The sequence below is a fragment of the Bacillus sp. M13(2017) genome, assembly GCF_002218325.1.
GTDB classification, from domain to species: Bacteria; Bacillota; Bacilli; order Bacillales; family Bacillaceae_G; genus Bacillus_A; species Bacillus_A thuringiensis_K.
Map to the genome: position 1 here is coordinate 194,164 of NZ_KZ268503.1, position 15,348 is coordinate 209,511.

A 15,348-nucleotide genomic window follows, 5' to 3' on the forward strand; every position below is an offset into this window, starting at 1 on the left:
ATATCCAAAAAGAAATCATTTTTTATGATGAAATAAAAAATTTTAATGAAGAAAAAGTTATTTCATTATTTTCAAGTTTCGTTAAAGTGCATGTATTTATAATCACTATGAGACAAGGAGCAGAATCCGAAAAAATTTTTGTAAATTAGAAAATTGCATCTCAAAAATAAGTTAAACGTTTATGGAGGGTTATATGAGCGAGAAAATTTATTACTGGTCTCCGATTAAGCATTGGGAGAAGTTGCATAATGAAGTTTTGATAGGGGAAATGAGATTTACAGGTATTCTGTCTGAGTGGTTTCCTGATTTTTATTTTATGGCTCAAAAAGGTGTGAAAATTAGTGAACTAGTAGAGCGCTTTTCGTTAGGAAATGTAGAAGAGACACAAAAAAACATAGAACTCATGATAAAAAATCGTGTGTTAGTAAGTAACATATTACACCCAAGAGAAGTATTTTCTTCACAAGAAAAGATTTTTCCAAATCCATATAGCAACCAGATTCGCTTTTCTAAAGAAGAGTTAGATAAGTATATGAGTGAACAATTAAATCGCACGCACGTTGCTGCACGGTCAACCGAAATTCAACTTGAAACAACAGATGAGCTACCCACTATAATCAAGGAACGTAGGTCTTGTCGTCAATTTGAAATGGAAAAACACATTGGTTTTTCGGAATTTTCCCAATTCTTATCAACTCTAAAACAGGTTAAGGAAGAAAAAATATACTATCATTACGCAAGTGCAGGCGGGCTCTATCCCATTGATATCTTTGTTTATATAAAACCAAAACGTATAGAGGGTATGAAAGCTGGATTTTATTATTATAACCCATCAAAAAATAGTCTTGTGATTGTAAACAACATTGATCAAGTGATCAAAAGTGATCATGAGTTAATTAATCAAGATTTATTTACTCAATCTGCATTCTCAGTTTATTTGGTTTATAATGCGAACGCTTCCATTCCGAAATACGGTTCAGATGGATATTTATTTGCTTGTATTGAGTCAGGCATTATCACTGCTACCTTAAATATGGTTGCTGAGACATTAAATTTAGGGGTTTGTTCAGTTGGTCATATGAAATTTGAAGAGATTCAGCAATTTTTATGTTTGGATAACCATCAAGTGTTTCTCCATGGGCTTGAAGTTGGCTTGAAAATTAACGAGTAGAAGAAATGAATATTAGGGGGATAAAGATAAAAATGCACATTAAAGATCGAAGTTCGATTCATGAAAATAAAGAAGTAGAAGCGTTTTGGAAGGAGCAATTATCTTCCGAGATTCTCGATTTTTCTGTATTTAATAGCGATTACCAACTAAATAAAGAAACACCTTGTGAGTACGTTCAAGTCATAGTGAATGTAGAAATTAGTAAAAATATACAAAAAATAAGTAAGTCTCAAGATTTATTATTATTTAGCTGGTTTCAAGCCGCTTTAAGAGTTTGTTTGGCACATTATACAGATCAAGAAAGAATTACTATTGGTATTCCTATAATTGAAAAGAATCTTGAACAAAGTGAGAATCTTAATAAGTTGATTCCTTTAGGAAGTGAAATCCATCCGCATCACACCTTTAAACAGTTAGTAAATGAGATTGAACAAACGACTTTATTCGGGTATGAAAATCAGGAGTATCCGCTCTCTGAATTATTAGTTAAACACAATTTAACTCCTTTTCAAATTGTAATCGGGATGGAAGGATTACATAATGAAAATTCACTAGAAGAATACGCAGAGAATAATTTAGTCCTATGGATACGAAGAAAATGGAATGAAATACATAATGAATTTGAATTTCAAATTTCTTGCAAGTCCCGTTCATTCTCTTCTTTGCAACAGTTTGCCAATTCGTATTGTTATGTTTTAAAGCAAGTTTCACAAAATCCGAATTTGGCATTGAAAGATATTTGTATTATTGCAGAAGGAGAAAAAGAGTTGTTAGAAGGATTGAATACTTTTCAAACAGGCATAGACTTGTTTCAATCATTTCAAGATTTGTTTGAAGCGCAAGTATTAAAAACTCCAGATCAAATTGCTGTTGTTTGTAATGATCAATCTTTGACATATAGAGAATTGAATAAGAAAGCGAATCAATTGGCTTCTATTCTTCAAAGTAAAGGTGTTTCAAAAGAAAGTATTATTGGCGTTATGGTAGATCGGTCATTAGAAATGATTATTGGTATGATGGGGATTTTAAAAGCAGGAGCAGCGTATTTACCAATCGACCCTAACTACCCAACTGAACGAATTGAATATATGTTACAAGATAGTCAAGCAAAATATTTACTTAGTAAGCGAACAGAGGAAGTATTGCCACAATTTGCAGGTGAAGTACTGTATCTTGATAAAGAATATCTTTTTCAAGGTGAAGAAAGTAATTTAGTACGAGAACATAATCCTAATGATTTAGCTTATGTTATTTACACATCAGGATCGACAGGAAATCCAAAAGGGGTAATGATAGAACAAAAATCGCTAGTTCATTTTTTAAATGTAATGAGAGAAAAAGTAAAAGCTAATCAATCATTCTTGTTTCTTGCTAGTGTATCTTTTGATATTTCCTTGTTAGAAATATGTCTTCCTTTAACGCAAGGTTCAAAAGTAGTAATTGCTACAGAGGACCAGTTTGCAACAAAAGAATTAGCTCATTTGGTCAAAAAACATAAAGTGGATTTATGGGAATCAACGCCATCGCGAATGGAAGTGATTTTGAGTGATCCAGAAGGGGCAAATTTTCTAAAAGATTTAAAATCTATTTTATTAGCAGGAGAATCATTTTCCATTGATTTGGTTGAAAAAATTCGTTGTATCAGTGAAGCAACAATTTTAAATATCTATGGTCCCACAGAAACAACCATTTGCGCAACAGTAAAAGACTTGAGCACTTCCAAAGAAGTTACGATTGGCAAACCAAATCCGAATTATCATTCCTATATATTGAATAAGTATGGCCAATTAAAACCATTTGGAATTCCTGGTGAACTCTGCATTGCTGGCGTAGCGGTAGCACGAGGGTATCTTGGTAAAAATAAACTGACAGATGAAAAGTTTGTACCGAGTCCTTTTGCGGCAGGGGAAATGATGTATCATACAGGTGATCTCGTTCGTTGGTTGCCTAATGGAGAACTTGAATATTTAGGTAGAATGGATCATCAAGTGAAAATTCGGGGGTATCGGATTGAATTAAGAGAAATCGAAACTCAATTAAGGGAATATCCAGAAATAAATCAGGCTATCGTTGTTGATCAAGTGTATGGAAATAGGAAATTATTAGCTGCCTACTATGTATCGGATAACAAGGTGTCTTTTGGTGAAATCAGAAAATATTTAAGTGATAAATTACCTGAGTTTATGATTCCTGAAAAAATGATTCAGGTAGAAGAGATTCCATTGAATCCAAATGGAAAAGTGGATAGAAAAAGATTGTTGGATATAACACAAACGGATTATGTATCAATTCCATACGTTGCTCCGCGCAATGAAATTGAACAAAAATTAGTGCGTGCATGGGAAAAAGTTATGGAGATCGAGCGAATCGGTATTCATGATAATTTTTTTGCATTAAAAGGAGAATCTATTAAAGCACTTCAGGTAATTAATTTATTAAGAAAAGACGGCTTAAAAATAAGTACAACAGATTTTTTTAAACACCCCACAATCGCTCAACTGAGTTGTTGTGTAAAGTTAGAGCATAAAGAGGAAAACTTTGAAAGTAGACCAACTCATGTTAAAGATTTATCTAATCCATTTTCCTTAACAGAAGTTCAGACAGCGTATATGTTAGGAAGGAATTCACAGTTTGAATTAAGTGGTATTTCACCTCAAACATATTTTGAATATGAAACAGCATTGGATATCAATCGTCTTTCAAAAAGTTTTCAAAAGGTAATTCATCGTCATCCAATGTTGCGAGCTGTAATTTTACCAGAGGGAAAACAGCAAATATTACAAAGCGTTCCTGATTACGAGATTGAAATAGTGAGTCTCATAGATTTAGATGATAGGAATCAAAATGCTCGCTTGCAAGAAGAGCGTTCTCGAATGACTAACCATGTATTCCCTTTGGGAAAATGGCCTTTGTTTGAATTGAAAGCTTTTCTTTTAAAAGAAGACACGTATTTATTATGTTTTCGATACGATGCTTTATTAATGGACGGAGCAAGCATGAACATTGTTGGACAGGATTTGTTGCATTATTATTATAAACCAAATCAAAAATTAGAATCTTTATCTTTTGATTTTCAAGATTATATGTTTATCTATGATGAAATGGAACAAAGCGAAGAATATAAAACAGCAAAAGATTATTGGACAAGTAAGCTGCCTGACTTTCCGTTTGCACCTTCTTTGCTGTTAAAAAAGGATCCAGCAGAGATTGCTACTCCTAAATTCCAATCACTTACAAAAATCCTGGACAATGAAAAATGGACAAAGCTACGAAAGTTAGCACAAGAGAAAGAGGTAACGCCTTCCGCTCTACTTTGTACAATATATGGTGATGTGTTGGCATATTGGAGTAATCAACGTCGATTAGCAATTAATTTGACTGTATTTAACCGTTATCCTGTTCATGATGAAGTAGAACAGATTGTAGGAGATTTCACATCGCTTATTTTGTTGGATGTTGATGTAAAACCAGAGCAAACTTTCTTTACTAGAGTAAAAGAAACGCAAGCTACTTTATTAGATGGCCTTGAACATCGTCATTACGATGGAGTTAACTTTATTCGAGATTTTACTCGATATCATCAAATGACGCCAAAAGCAGTTATGCCAATCGTTTTCACCTCGATGTTAGCAGGTGCAGGTGCTTTCTCTTGGGAACAACTTGGTTCTCTTCGCTATATTCATGCTCGGACTCCACAAGTGTATTTGGATAATGTAGTAATTGAAAAAAATGGAGAGTTATTAATTAGCTGGAATTATGTTGAAGAGTTGTTTGATATTGATGTGATAGAAGCAATGTTTTCCCAATTTGTTAACTTATTGGAACAATTGGTGAAACAAAGCGATATAACATCTTTGCAGATGAAAGAATCGGATCAAACTTTAATTGAACAATACAATGAAACAACAGAAAAAATACCTTCAACTACTCTGTATCAATTATTTACAGACCAAGTAAAACGTACACCGAATGAAGTAGCGGTGGTATTTGAGCAAAAATGGTTAACATACTCGGAACTTCATAAACGCTCCAATCAAATTGCCCACTTCTTAAAAGAGCAGGGCATTGGTCTTGGTGACAAAGTGGGTCTTTTAGCCAAAAGACGAGTTGACACAATTGTTAATATGCTAGGTATTTTAAAAGCAGGTGCTGCTTATGTTCCGATTGATCCCGATCATCCTTTAGATCGCCAAACATATATTTTAAAAAATAGCTCATGCAAGCTTTTATTAGAACCTAGTCTTTATGAAGAAAATGATTTGTCATTTTATACAACAGAAGATATGCCCTCTATTGCTGGTCCAGAAGATATTGCCTATATTATATACACTTCAGGAAGTACAGGAAAACCAAAAGGAGTAATTATTACTCACCAAGCGGTTACAAATACTATTCAAGACATAAATCAAAAATATGAGGTAAATGAAGATGATCGTATTATTGGTATCTCTTCCATGTGTTTTGACCTATCTGTATACGATATTTTCGGAGCTTTAAGCACAGGTGCAATGTTAGTAATGATTCGTGATCCGAGAGACATGCAAGAATTAATCCGCACTGTCGAACGTAGAGGGATTACAATTTGGAATACAGTGCCTGCAATCATGGATTTGGCATTGGATCAAGTAGGTTCTCATTTTGAACATTCTTCTTTACGTTTAGTTTTACATAGTGGAGATTGGATTCCGCTTTCTTTACCAGAAAAAATAAAACGACATTTTCCGATTGCAGAAGTAGTTTCACTAGGAGGGGCAACAGAAGCATCGATTTGGTCAATTTATTATCCGGTCAAACAGGTGGAATCACATTGGAATAGTATTCCATACGGGATGCCCTTGGCAAACCAAACGTATTATGTGTTGAACTATGAAAAGAAAATGTGCCCTGTTGGTGTAATTGGAGATTTATATATCGGGGGAGTGGGCCTTGCTAAAGGATATTTAAATGATGAAAAGAAAACAAATGAAGCGTTTGTGTCACATCCTGATTTTGGTCTTATATACAAAACAGGAGATTGTGGAAAAATGCATTCTGAGGGATATATTGAATTTTTAGGCCGCCAAGATTACCAAGTAAAAATTCAAGGGTATCGAGTAGAGTTAGAAGAAATCGCTCATTGTCTTCTAACTTATAAACAAGTCGAACATGCTGTCGTAATTGATCAAACAGATGAGAACGGAATAAAATTTTTAGTTGCATATGTGGTAACTGAGCAAAATATTAGTACAACAGAACTACGAAAGCATTTGCGAGATCACTTGCCAGATTACATGATTCCTTCTTATTTTGTTTATTTGGACCAATTACCCTTGACTCCAAACGGTAAATTAGATAGGAAAGCGCTCCCTGCTCCCGAGAAACAAACAAATGAAGTATTTATTGCTCCAAAAACTGAAATGGAAAAAATATTAACTAGTATTTGGCAAGAAGTACTCAAAATAGATCAAGTTGGAGTAAATGATCATTTCTTCGCCTTAGGTGGAGATTCGATAAAAGCGATTCAAGTGTCCGTCAGACTGTATCGACAAGGATTTGAGCTTGAACCAAAAAATCTATTTTCATTTCCTATATTAAGGGACATGGTTCAATTTGTTAAAAAGCTAGACCATTTTTCAAGTTCACAAACAAATGATGTAAACATAATGAACGATAATAAAGCTACATTACTAAATATTAAAGATAAACAACTTAATCAACAAACACTTACCAAAATACAAGAAAAAATGCCGGATATAAAAATAGAACGTATTTACCCGTTAGCACCTTTCCAAGAAGTTATTTATGAACATGCTACGAATGAACCTGATACAAATGCATATTTTGAACAAACAATTTGGGCACTTGAGGGGGAGTTGGATATTAAACTCTTTATTCAGTGTTTCAAACAATTAGTTGATCGTCATGATTCTTTAAGAACAATAATTGTGCAAGATGAACAAGCAAAACCTTGGCAAGCTGTTCTATATGATGTTCAAATAAATTCAGAAATAAAAAACTTGATTGAGATGACGAAACAAGAACAGCAAGAATTCCTAAAACAGTGGATGAATGAAAATTTAAGTCGAGGATTCAAAAATGATGAACCTATGACACGTCTCTGTATATTCCAACTAGGTAATAATGAGCATAAGGTAATTTGGAGTTCCCATCATCTATTATGTGATGGGTGGAGCGTCAGCATTTTGATAGACGAATTATTCCAGCTCTACGAAACTACAAATGCGGGAACTATGGCGGAGTTACCTATGGTAAAACCTTTTGAAACATTCATAGACTGGACTTTGGCACAAGATCATGAGAAAGCACGTCATTTTTGGCAAGATTATTTATCAGGATACAATCAGAAAATTAGTATTCCTAAAAAGAAAGTCCCATCTAAAAGTGAAGGGTTAAACTTCACTTTTATGGATTTAACATTAGACAAGGATTTGACTGATCAGTTACAGACATTTGTAACTAAAAATAATATAACTATGAATACGGCATTACTAGCTGTATGGGGAATATTGCTTGGCAAATTCAACGGAACGAGAGAAGTAGTATTGCCTAATCTAGTATCAGTCAGACCTCCCGAAGTAGAAGGAATTGAAAATATGTTCGGTCTGTTCACAAATGTTTTGCCTATCCGATTAGCATGGACAGAAACGCAATCTTTTGTGGACTTCCTGCAAAAGGTACAACTAGAGACATTGAAATGTAATGAGTATGCATACTATTCATTTGTTGATATACAAAAGCAAAGTGAATTAAAAACTGAGTTGACTGACCATCTTTGGGTTTTTGAAAACTATCCAACTAATCCAGCAATCTTTTCTTCAAATGAAAACAGAAATTTTGCTATCACGGATTACGAAGTTGTTGATGAGCCACATGTAAAGTATGGAATTATGTGCTTCCCTGAAGAAAAGCTTACAATAAAGTTTGGATTTGATCAAACCGTATATGAAGCAGAGAAAATACAGGGAATATTAAATCACATCCATGGATTAATCAACATGATTCTTCAAAATCCAATACAAGCAATTGGTGATTACAAATTATAAAAAATGAAAAGGCGAGCAAGAACTCGCCTTTTTAAATAGAATAGGAGTAAACCAAATGACAAAAAACTTGCAGTTATCAGCCGAAGAGATGCGTCAGTTAGGATATCAAGCGGTTGACTTGATTGTTGATCATATGAATCATTTAAAAAGTAAACCAGTTTCAGAAACGATTGATAGTAATATTTTTAGAGACAAGCTAATTGAAACGATTCCGGAAAACGGATCTAATCCAAAAGAATTACTTCATTTTCTTAATAACAATGTGTTTAATCAAATTACTCATGTGGATCATCCTCATTTTATGGCTTTTGTGCCAGGTCCTAATAATTATGTTGGTGTATTAGCAGATTTTTTAGCAAGTGGGTTTAATGTATTTCCTACAGCTTGGATAGTAGGTGCAGGTGCCGAACAAATTGAATTAACGACAATTAACTGGTTAAAATCAATGCTAGGATTCCCTGATTCAGCTGAAGGACTATTTGTCAGTGGCGGTTCCATGGCTAATTTGACTGCACTTACTGTAGCGAGACAGGTCAAGCTGAATAATGACATAGAAAATGCGATTGTTTATTTTTCTAACCAAACTCATTTTTCTGTAGATCGAGCACTTAAAGTATTAGGTTTTAAACAGCACCAAATTTGCCGAATTGAGACAGATGAAGATTTAAAAATTTCAGTTAGTACTTTAAGAAAACAAATAAAAGAAGATCGATTAAAAGGGAAAAAACCATTCTGTGTTATTGCTAATGCAGGGACAACGAATTGCGGAGCGGTGGACTCCCTCGATGAATTGGCTGATCTATGTGGTGATGAAGATATATGGCTACACGTGGATGGGGCTTATGGGGCTGCAGCAATTCTCAGTGAAAAAGGAAGGGAGTTATTAAGTGGAATTCATCGTGCTGATTCTTTAACGTTAGACCCGCACAAATGGCTTTTTCAGCCTTATGATGTTGGTTGTGTACTCATTCGAAATAGTCAATATTTAAGCGAAACGTTTCGTATGATCCCAGAGTATATTAGGGATACGGAAACTAATATAGAAGAAAAAGTGAATTTTGGAGAGCGTGGAATTGAACTTTCCCGTAGATTTAGAGCATTAAAGGTATGGCTTTCTTTTAAAGCATTCGGAGTTACAGCTTTTCGTGAGGCAATTGATCATGGCATTATGCTAGCTGAACAAGTTGAAGAGTTTTTAAGGAAAGAAAAAGATTGGGAAGTAGTAACACCTGCCCAATTAGGAATTGTTACTTTTCGTTATATTCCATGTGAGCTAACATCTACAGATACAATTCATGAAATAAACAAAAAATTGGTGGAAGAAATTAATCAAAGAGGATTTGCTATGCTAAGTACGACTAAATTAAAAGAAAAAGTAGTAATTCGACTTTGCTCTATCAACCCAAGGACAACAAAAGAAGAAATACTTCAAATCATGATGAACATAAAAGCATTAGCAGAGGAAATAAACACATCGCCTAAACATCTTATATCTGTTTCTCAACCTTGATATATTAGGCGGATTTTAAATATAATAGCCGATTCTTATTTAGAATCGGCTATTATATTTAAATGATAAATACATATATACTATTTATAAGTGTTTCTCTTGTAATGGGATTAAGCCTCAACCTTGGATACTCGTTTGAAACCAGTTTTTATTGCTTGTACTATTTCGTTCACAGCATAAATAGATACATCGGCATTTGGATTTAACCCTTCAAACCAGTGATAGGCATTTGGATATAAATGAAACTCCACATCAACACCAGCTTGTGCTAGTTTGCTTACATAGGTTAATGTTTCGCTGCGGAATGGATCTAATTGACCAACAAATGTGTAAGTATACGGTAAGTCACTATAATCCTCAGCTCGAGAAGGTGCTGCATAGGCAGGGATTTGATCCGTTCCATACATTTCTCCTAAATACATTTTCCAGCCAGCTTCATTTGCCTTTTGGTTCCAAACAAATCCCTCTTTAATTTCATTCGCTGAAGGTGTATCATTTCTGTCATCAATCATTGGATATAGTGGCATTTGTAAACAAATTGAAGGATATTTTCGATCTCGGGCTAATAATGATAATGCTGCTGTTAGTCCACCGCCAGCGCTTACTCCTGCAACCCCAATTCGATTCGAATCAATGTTTAATGACTTTGCATTATCAGCAATCCATTTTAAAGCTGAATAACAATCCTCAATTGGTGCTGGGTAAGGGTATTCAGGCGCTAAGCGGTAGTCTACAGACACGACCACACAGCTAGCTTCTTTTGCAAACCTCATACAAGTATCATCGTTATCATCTATAGACCCTAAGATATAACCTCCACCATGTATCCATAATAAGACAGGTAAAGATTCATGATTTGATTTTGGACGATAAATTCGTAATGGTAACGGATTATCATCAGGCCCAACAATGACTTTATCTGTTAAAGAAAGAGAGTCATCAACAACGGTAGGTGGTCTCATTTGAGCTATTCCTTCTCTGATTGATTGCAAATTTTCTGGGCGTAAATCGAGATCCGGAAACATCTCTAACCCTTGTAATAATTCTGGATTTACTCTAGTTTTCATTTTAGCACCTCTATTTGTAATTGTTTTCAAATAAATGAAGTGTATTCTAAGTAGTTTAATTGTGAAAGAACACCACAATTAAATTGTAAATTGGATATGTTATAACAGTCAACAGAACATTCAGAAATTAAAACCTTTCTCAAGAAGGAGTTTCATGCAATCAGTAATACAAGTAGTGGATTTAAGAGCAAAGTGTTTTAATGTCGTTGTAATTATGTACATTAGAAAAATTTTATAGATAGTTATCTTAAAAATAAACAAAGAGAGAAGAACTAACCAATGTTTCTTCTCTCTTTTCATATGTAATTAGGGTATCCATAACTGTAAATACGGAGGGTATAGATTAATGGATGAATAATTTATTTTTAAATTAATAACGTAACAAATAAAGATTTTTGTATGTAATATTGCATATACAGCGATCACTGGTGAAAATGCTGAGCATTGTTTTTCTATATGGTAAATTAGTTCCTTAGTTATTTATTTTATTTCATTTTCAATCGTGTAAGGCTAGGGGACGAAGATTTACAAAGGTGACTAGTAAAAAATATAACAATATAAGTATAAGATTTTGCACTTAGTAATCTCGCGATTTAAGGCATGACATTGGATAAGGGCGGGGAGTTCAATCGATTTTGAATAAAATCAATAGTATCAGTTGCAATTTTTTTACGTTTAAGAACGATCCCGGCATGCCCACATTTATAAATATATCGTGGAGGTCTTTCCCAAGATTCCCACAAGTAGTCTGTATCCTCAGAATGCACATATAGATCATGCTTACCTGAAATTAATAAAATATTTTCTTTTTTTACTTTTGGCAATGCTTGACTCGGTTCAGTGATTTTCCAATAATCTATTAAATCATCATACGTAACACCATGATGTTCCAAGTCTTCTCTAATAAATTTACCTGGAGTTGTATTCCAAATAGAATAAGAAAGTCGATTTGCATAGAAAATGGATGCTAACATATCAATTTCTTCTTCAACAAGAGAGGTTAAGTTAGTAATAAATCCGCCTAAACTAATTCCTATTAGAATCAGGGGGCCCTTTTTATTTGCTTTAATCCATTTAATCAAAGCTCGTAAATCAGCTACCGCTTGTCTAGTTGCTTGTACTGTTCGTTCAATATTTGCACTTACCATATACTCTCCACTGAATAAGGATTGATCGGGTTTTCTTTCAAAATGATAGGGTAGAGTGAAATAATACATATTCCACTTCAGGCTGGTCATATGATCGTGGAATATGTTTTTCACACGTTCGTTAGAATCCATTCTCCAACCGTGAACAAAGATAACATGAGGTGCATTTTCATTTTTATGTAAGAATAATTCCCCAGTTACAGAGTCGTTGCGTGAATCACCGGATTGAACCGAACTTTTATAGTTGAATTGCCCAACCATGTATTCATTTTCCTGCTTTGAATGCTTAATGTCAAAATGAAAATGTGATGGTTTTACTTTATAAAAAGATTCTATGTTCTTTATATTTAATGAAGTGTTAGAAAGGGAAGTAAACTGAAATGCTACACTTCTTTTTTTGTGTAAATCATATAAGGCGTACCGATCAATGAGTTTTGAAAAAATCAAATTAACCTCCTCCAAAATACATATTGTTTAAAACATAAACAAAATTTATGTTTTAAATTAAGTAGGAAATATTTTCTTTTCCTACTAGTAGGTGCTTGAATTATAAAAATAGGTGATGAATTTGTATATTATATTATAAAGCTTACAATAGATAATTTATACTAAAATGTAAGAAGCAAGTTAATATTCTTATCCATATAAAAGAATGTTTACTTGCTTCTTTTCTTATTAAAAGATGTAATTTCTATGAGGAACCTTACAATTCCCATATAGATATTCACAATCAGCTTCTATATATTTATTGTATAGAAATTATATAATAAATATATCTTTCATGTTACATACATTAAATCAAGCCTTAGCCTCTCTTTTTCTATAATTCTCTTAAATTGACTACTTCTTACCAATGTTCAACAACGACTGCGTTTTTGAATTTGTGTTCTAGTTTTTCTTGAACAGGTAAATGAATAACTACACATAAACTCCTTATATCTCTCGTTAAACTACCGATTAGCTCCATATAAACTCTAGATAACCTATGTAGAATACAAGATATCAAGGAGGTAAGAAAAAATGAATTTTATGAAACGAGCAATTCTCAGTATGAAAAAAAGGATAGGAACATCATTAATTTTGATGGCAGTTTTTCTAATTGTTACAAATTTGGTTCTTTCAGGTTTCACAATTCAAAATGCATCAAAAAAAGCAGCGGATGCTGCAAGAAAAAAACTTGGTGTAGATGTTACTTTAGGTCTTGATTTCGACAAATTAGGTCAAAAAGCTAAGGAAACTGGAGAAATGCCAAATCCGCCGCAGCTCGATGCAAAAGAAACAGATCAATTAGCGAAGTCCAAGTATGTAAAAGATTATAATTACATAGCTAACACTTTCGGTATTTCTGATGGGCTTAAACTAGTAGGAGCTTCAGAAGGAGAAGAAGAAGGAAAAGGTAAAGTGGGAATGGCGGCTGCGCGAGGCGGTTCAAGCTCTGGTACAGAAATAGATATGAATGCTTCTTTTATGATTGAGGGAGTTCGCAAGACTGCATTACAAGAAAGCTTTAAAAACGGAAAAAGTAAAATCATTGATGGAAAACCAATTACAGAGCAAATGAAGGATCAGAATGTAGCTTTAATGGAAAAACGATTAGCGGAATTAAACAATTTGAAAGCAGGAGACAAAGTTAAAGTGCAATCAGGGGATAAGAAGGAAACCCTTGAGGTTGAAATTATCGGTATTTACGAAACAAATGAGCAAGCAATGGGGCAACAGGCTCCTCCTATTATGGATCCAGCTAATAAACTATATATGCCGCATTCAACTATGAAAAAATTAGAAGTAGACCCAGGTATAAGTAGTGTTCAAGTCGTGTATTTCTTGAATGATCCACAATATATTGATGCATTTAAAAAAGAAGCAAAAAAATCTAATATTGATTTTAATTATTATAAATTAGATGCGCATGATTCATTGTACAAGCAAATGATTGGTCCTATCGAAAATATCTCTTCGACTTCTCAAATGATTATTTATATTGTATCGATTGCAGGTGCAATTATTTTAGGATTAATCATTATGCTATCAATTAAAGGACGTCGTAAAGAAATGGGAATTCTATTGTCTATTGGAGAGAAAAAGTGGAAACTAATGGCGCAATTCGTAGTAGAAGTAGTGTGTGTCGCTATTTTAGCATTTGGATTATCCATAACAACAGGAGCTAAAGTTTCTCAATATATCGGGGATAATTTACTGTCGAATGAAATTGCTACTGCAGGCGAAGAAACAAATACCTCGCAAAATGGTACTGTAATGATGGCTGGACCTGGTGGTACTCTACAAAATCAAAAAGAAGATCCAATTGATAAAATTGATGTAAGTGTAACAGGAGAAGATGTAGGGAAAATGGGTGGAATTGGACTAGCTATTGCTATAATAGCAACACTTCTTCCAGCATTATCTATTCTACGTTTAAACCCAAAACAAATTCTTTTAAAAGATGAATGAGGAGGCTCGATATGGAGACGATTTTACAGTTTAAAAATTTGGATTATTATTATGAAAGTAATGGAAAAAATGTAGCGATACTAGATAATGTTAACTTTTCTTTTCAAAAAGGTCATTTCTACACGATTTTAGGACCATCCGGATCTGGCAAAACCACAACCCTGAGCTTAGGTTGTGGACTGGATGTCCCTAAAAATGGTTATGTACTGTATAATGGCAAAGATATTAGAAAAATTGGTTTGGATCGATACCGTAATCAAAATGTATCTGTAATTTTCCAATCTTATAATTTGATAACCTATATGACAGCTCTTCAAAATGTCTTAACAGCAATGGAAATTACAGGTGTTAAAGTGCAAAATAAAACAGCAAGAGCATTACAATTATTAGAGAGGGTAGGACTCACAGAAGTTGAAGCGAAACGAAACGTCCTGCAACTAAGTGGTGGTCAACAACAGCGTGTAGCAATTGCTCGAGCACTATCTTGTAATGTTGATTTACTGATTGCAGATGAGCCGACAGGAAACCTCGACGAGGAAACCGCAATGGATATAATAGAACTATTTCAAGAACTTGCACATAAAGAGAATAAATGCATTATTGTTGTGACGCACTCACAGGAGGTTGCTAAAAAATCAGATCGTGCAGTGTATTTAAGTAAGAAGAAGTTGGTCGTAAATGAAATCTAATATAAACATCGTAGCTTTTTAATTGACATAATTTTCAAGATTCAGACCTTTCAAAAGCTTATATTTGATTTATAATAAAATCAAGCCATAATCAAAATGGTCTCCCTGTACTGAATGTTAAAATAGTTTGTTGTTCCCGTTTTAATAATATAATAAAAAGAACTTGTAGGATATTCTACAGGTTCTTTTTATTATAATTGGTTACCTATATCATGGGATAATCACACATAAAAAACGGGACATTACCTAGATGTATGACCTAAATATCG

General features: G+C 33.7%; 7 protein-coding genes. 5 read left to right on the plus strand and 2 right to left on the minus strand.

Annotated elements, in window-relative coordinates; translation table 11 throughout:
* The first annotated feature begins 193 nt into the window (after positions 1–193).
* The 3 genes from CGQ22_RS12785 to CGQ22_RS12795 are packed head-to-tail and all read left to right on the plus strand — an operon-like array spanning position 194 to position 9,724.
* Positions 194–1,171, plus strand: coding sequence for a SagB/ThcOx family dehydrogenase (locus tag CGQ22_RS12785; protein WP_139032761.1), 978 nt, complete (start codon positions 194–196; stop codon positions 1,169–1,171).
* A gap of 32 nt (positions 1,172–1,203) precedes the next feature.
* Entirely contained in the window at positions 1,204–8,214 is a 7,011-nt protein-coding gene (locus tag CGQ22_RS12790) for a non-ribosomal peptide synthetase (RefSeq protein WP_139032760.1), read from the plus strand.
* Positions 8,215–8,269: 55 nt separating this feature from the next.
* Complete coding sequence (locus CGQ22_RS12795; protein ID WP_000164808.1) at positions 8,270–9,724, plus strand: pyridoxal phosphate-dependent decarboxylase family protein; 1,455 nt, start codon at positions 8,270–8,272, stop codon at positions 9,722–9,724.
* Positions 9,725–9,834: 110 nt separating this feature from the next.
* Here the strand turns inward: CGQ22_RS12795 and CGQ22_RS12800 are convergent, their stop codons facing one another.
* On the minus strand, positions 9,835–10,791 hold the full coding sequence (locus CGQ22_RS12800) for an alpha/beta hydrolase (RefSeq protein ID WP_000857945.1): 957 nt from the start codon (positions 10,789–10,791) through the stop codon (positions 9,835–9,837).
* Between the two features lie 593 nt (positions 10,792–11,384).
* Positions 11,385–12,386, minus strand: coding sequence for an alpha/beta hydrolase (locus CGQ22_RS12805; RefSeq protein ID WP_000577709.1), 1,002 nt, complete (start codon positions 12,384–12,386; stop codon positions 11,385–11,387).
* A gap of 573 nt (positions 12,387–12,959) precedes the next feature.
* On the opposite strand from CGQ22_RS12805, the gene CGQ22_RS12810 reads away from it, so the two are divergent.
* Positions 12,960–14,390 carry an ABC transporter permease gene (locus tag CGQ22_RS12810; protein WP_001010229.1) on the plus strand — a complete coding sequence of 477 codons (1,431 nt, stop codon included), beginning with the start codon at positions 12,960–12,962 and terminating at the stop codon, positions 14,388–14,390.
* 11 nt (positions 14,391–14,401) lie between these two features.
* A complete protein-coding gene (locus CGQ22_RS12815) occupies positions 14,402–15,079 on the plus strand; it encodes an ABC transporter ATP-binding protein (RefSeq protein ID WP_000447858.1) in 678 nt (225 codons plus the stop codon).
* Positions 15,080–15,348: the final 269 nt, after the last annotated feature.

What these genes read in the sequence shown, in the direction of transcription:
- CGQ22_RS12815 (WP_000447858.1), top strand. Translation starts at nt 14,402, where the DNA reads ATGGAGACGATTTTACAGTTTAAAAATTTGGATTATTATTATGAAAGT.
- CGQ22_RS12800 (WP_000857945.1), bottom strand. Translation starts at nt 10,791, where the DNA reads ATGAAAACTAGAGTAAATCCAGAATTATTACAAGGGTTAGAGATGTTT.
- CGQ22_RS12810 (WP_001010229.1), top strand. Translation starts at nt 12,960, where the DNA reads ATGAATTTTATGAAACGAGCAATTCTCAGTATGAAAAAAAGGATAGGA.
- CGQ22_RS12785 (WP_139032761.1), top strand. Translation starts at nt 194, where the DNA reads ATGAGCGAGAAAATTTATTACTGGTCTCCGATTAAGCATTGGGAGAAG.
- CGQ22_RS12790 (WP_139032760.1), top strand. Translation starts at nt 1,204, where the DNA reads ATGCACATTAAAGATCGAAGTTCGATTCATGAAAATAAAGAAGTAGAA.
- CGQ22_RS12795 (WP_000164808.1), top strand. Translation starts at nt 8,270, where the DNA reads ATGACAAAAAACTTGCAGTTATCAGCCGAAGAGATGCGTCAGTTAGGA.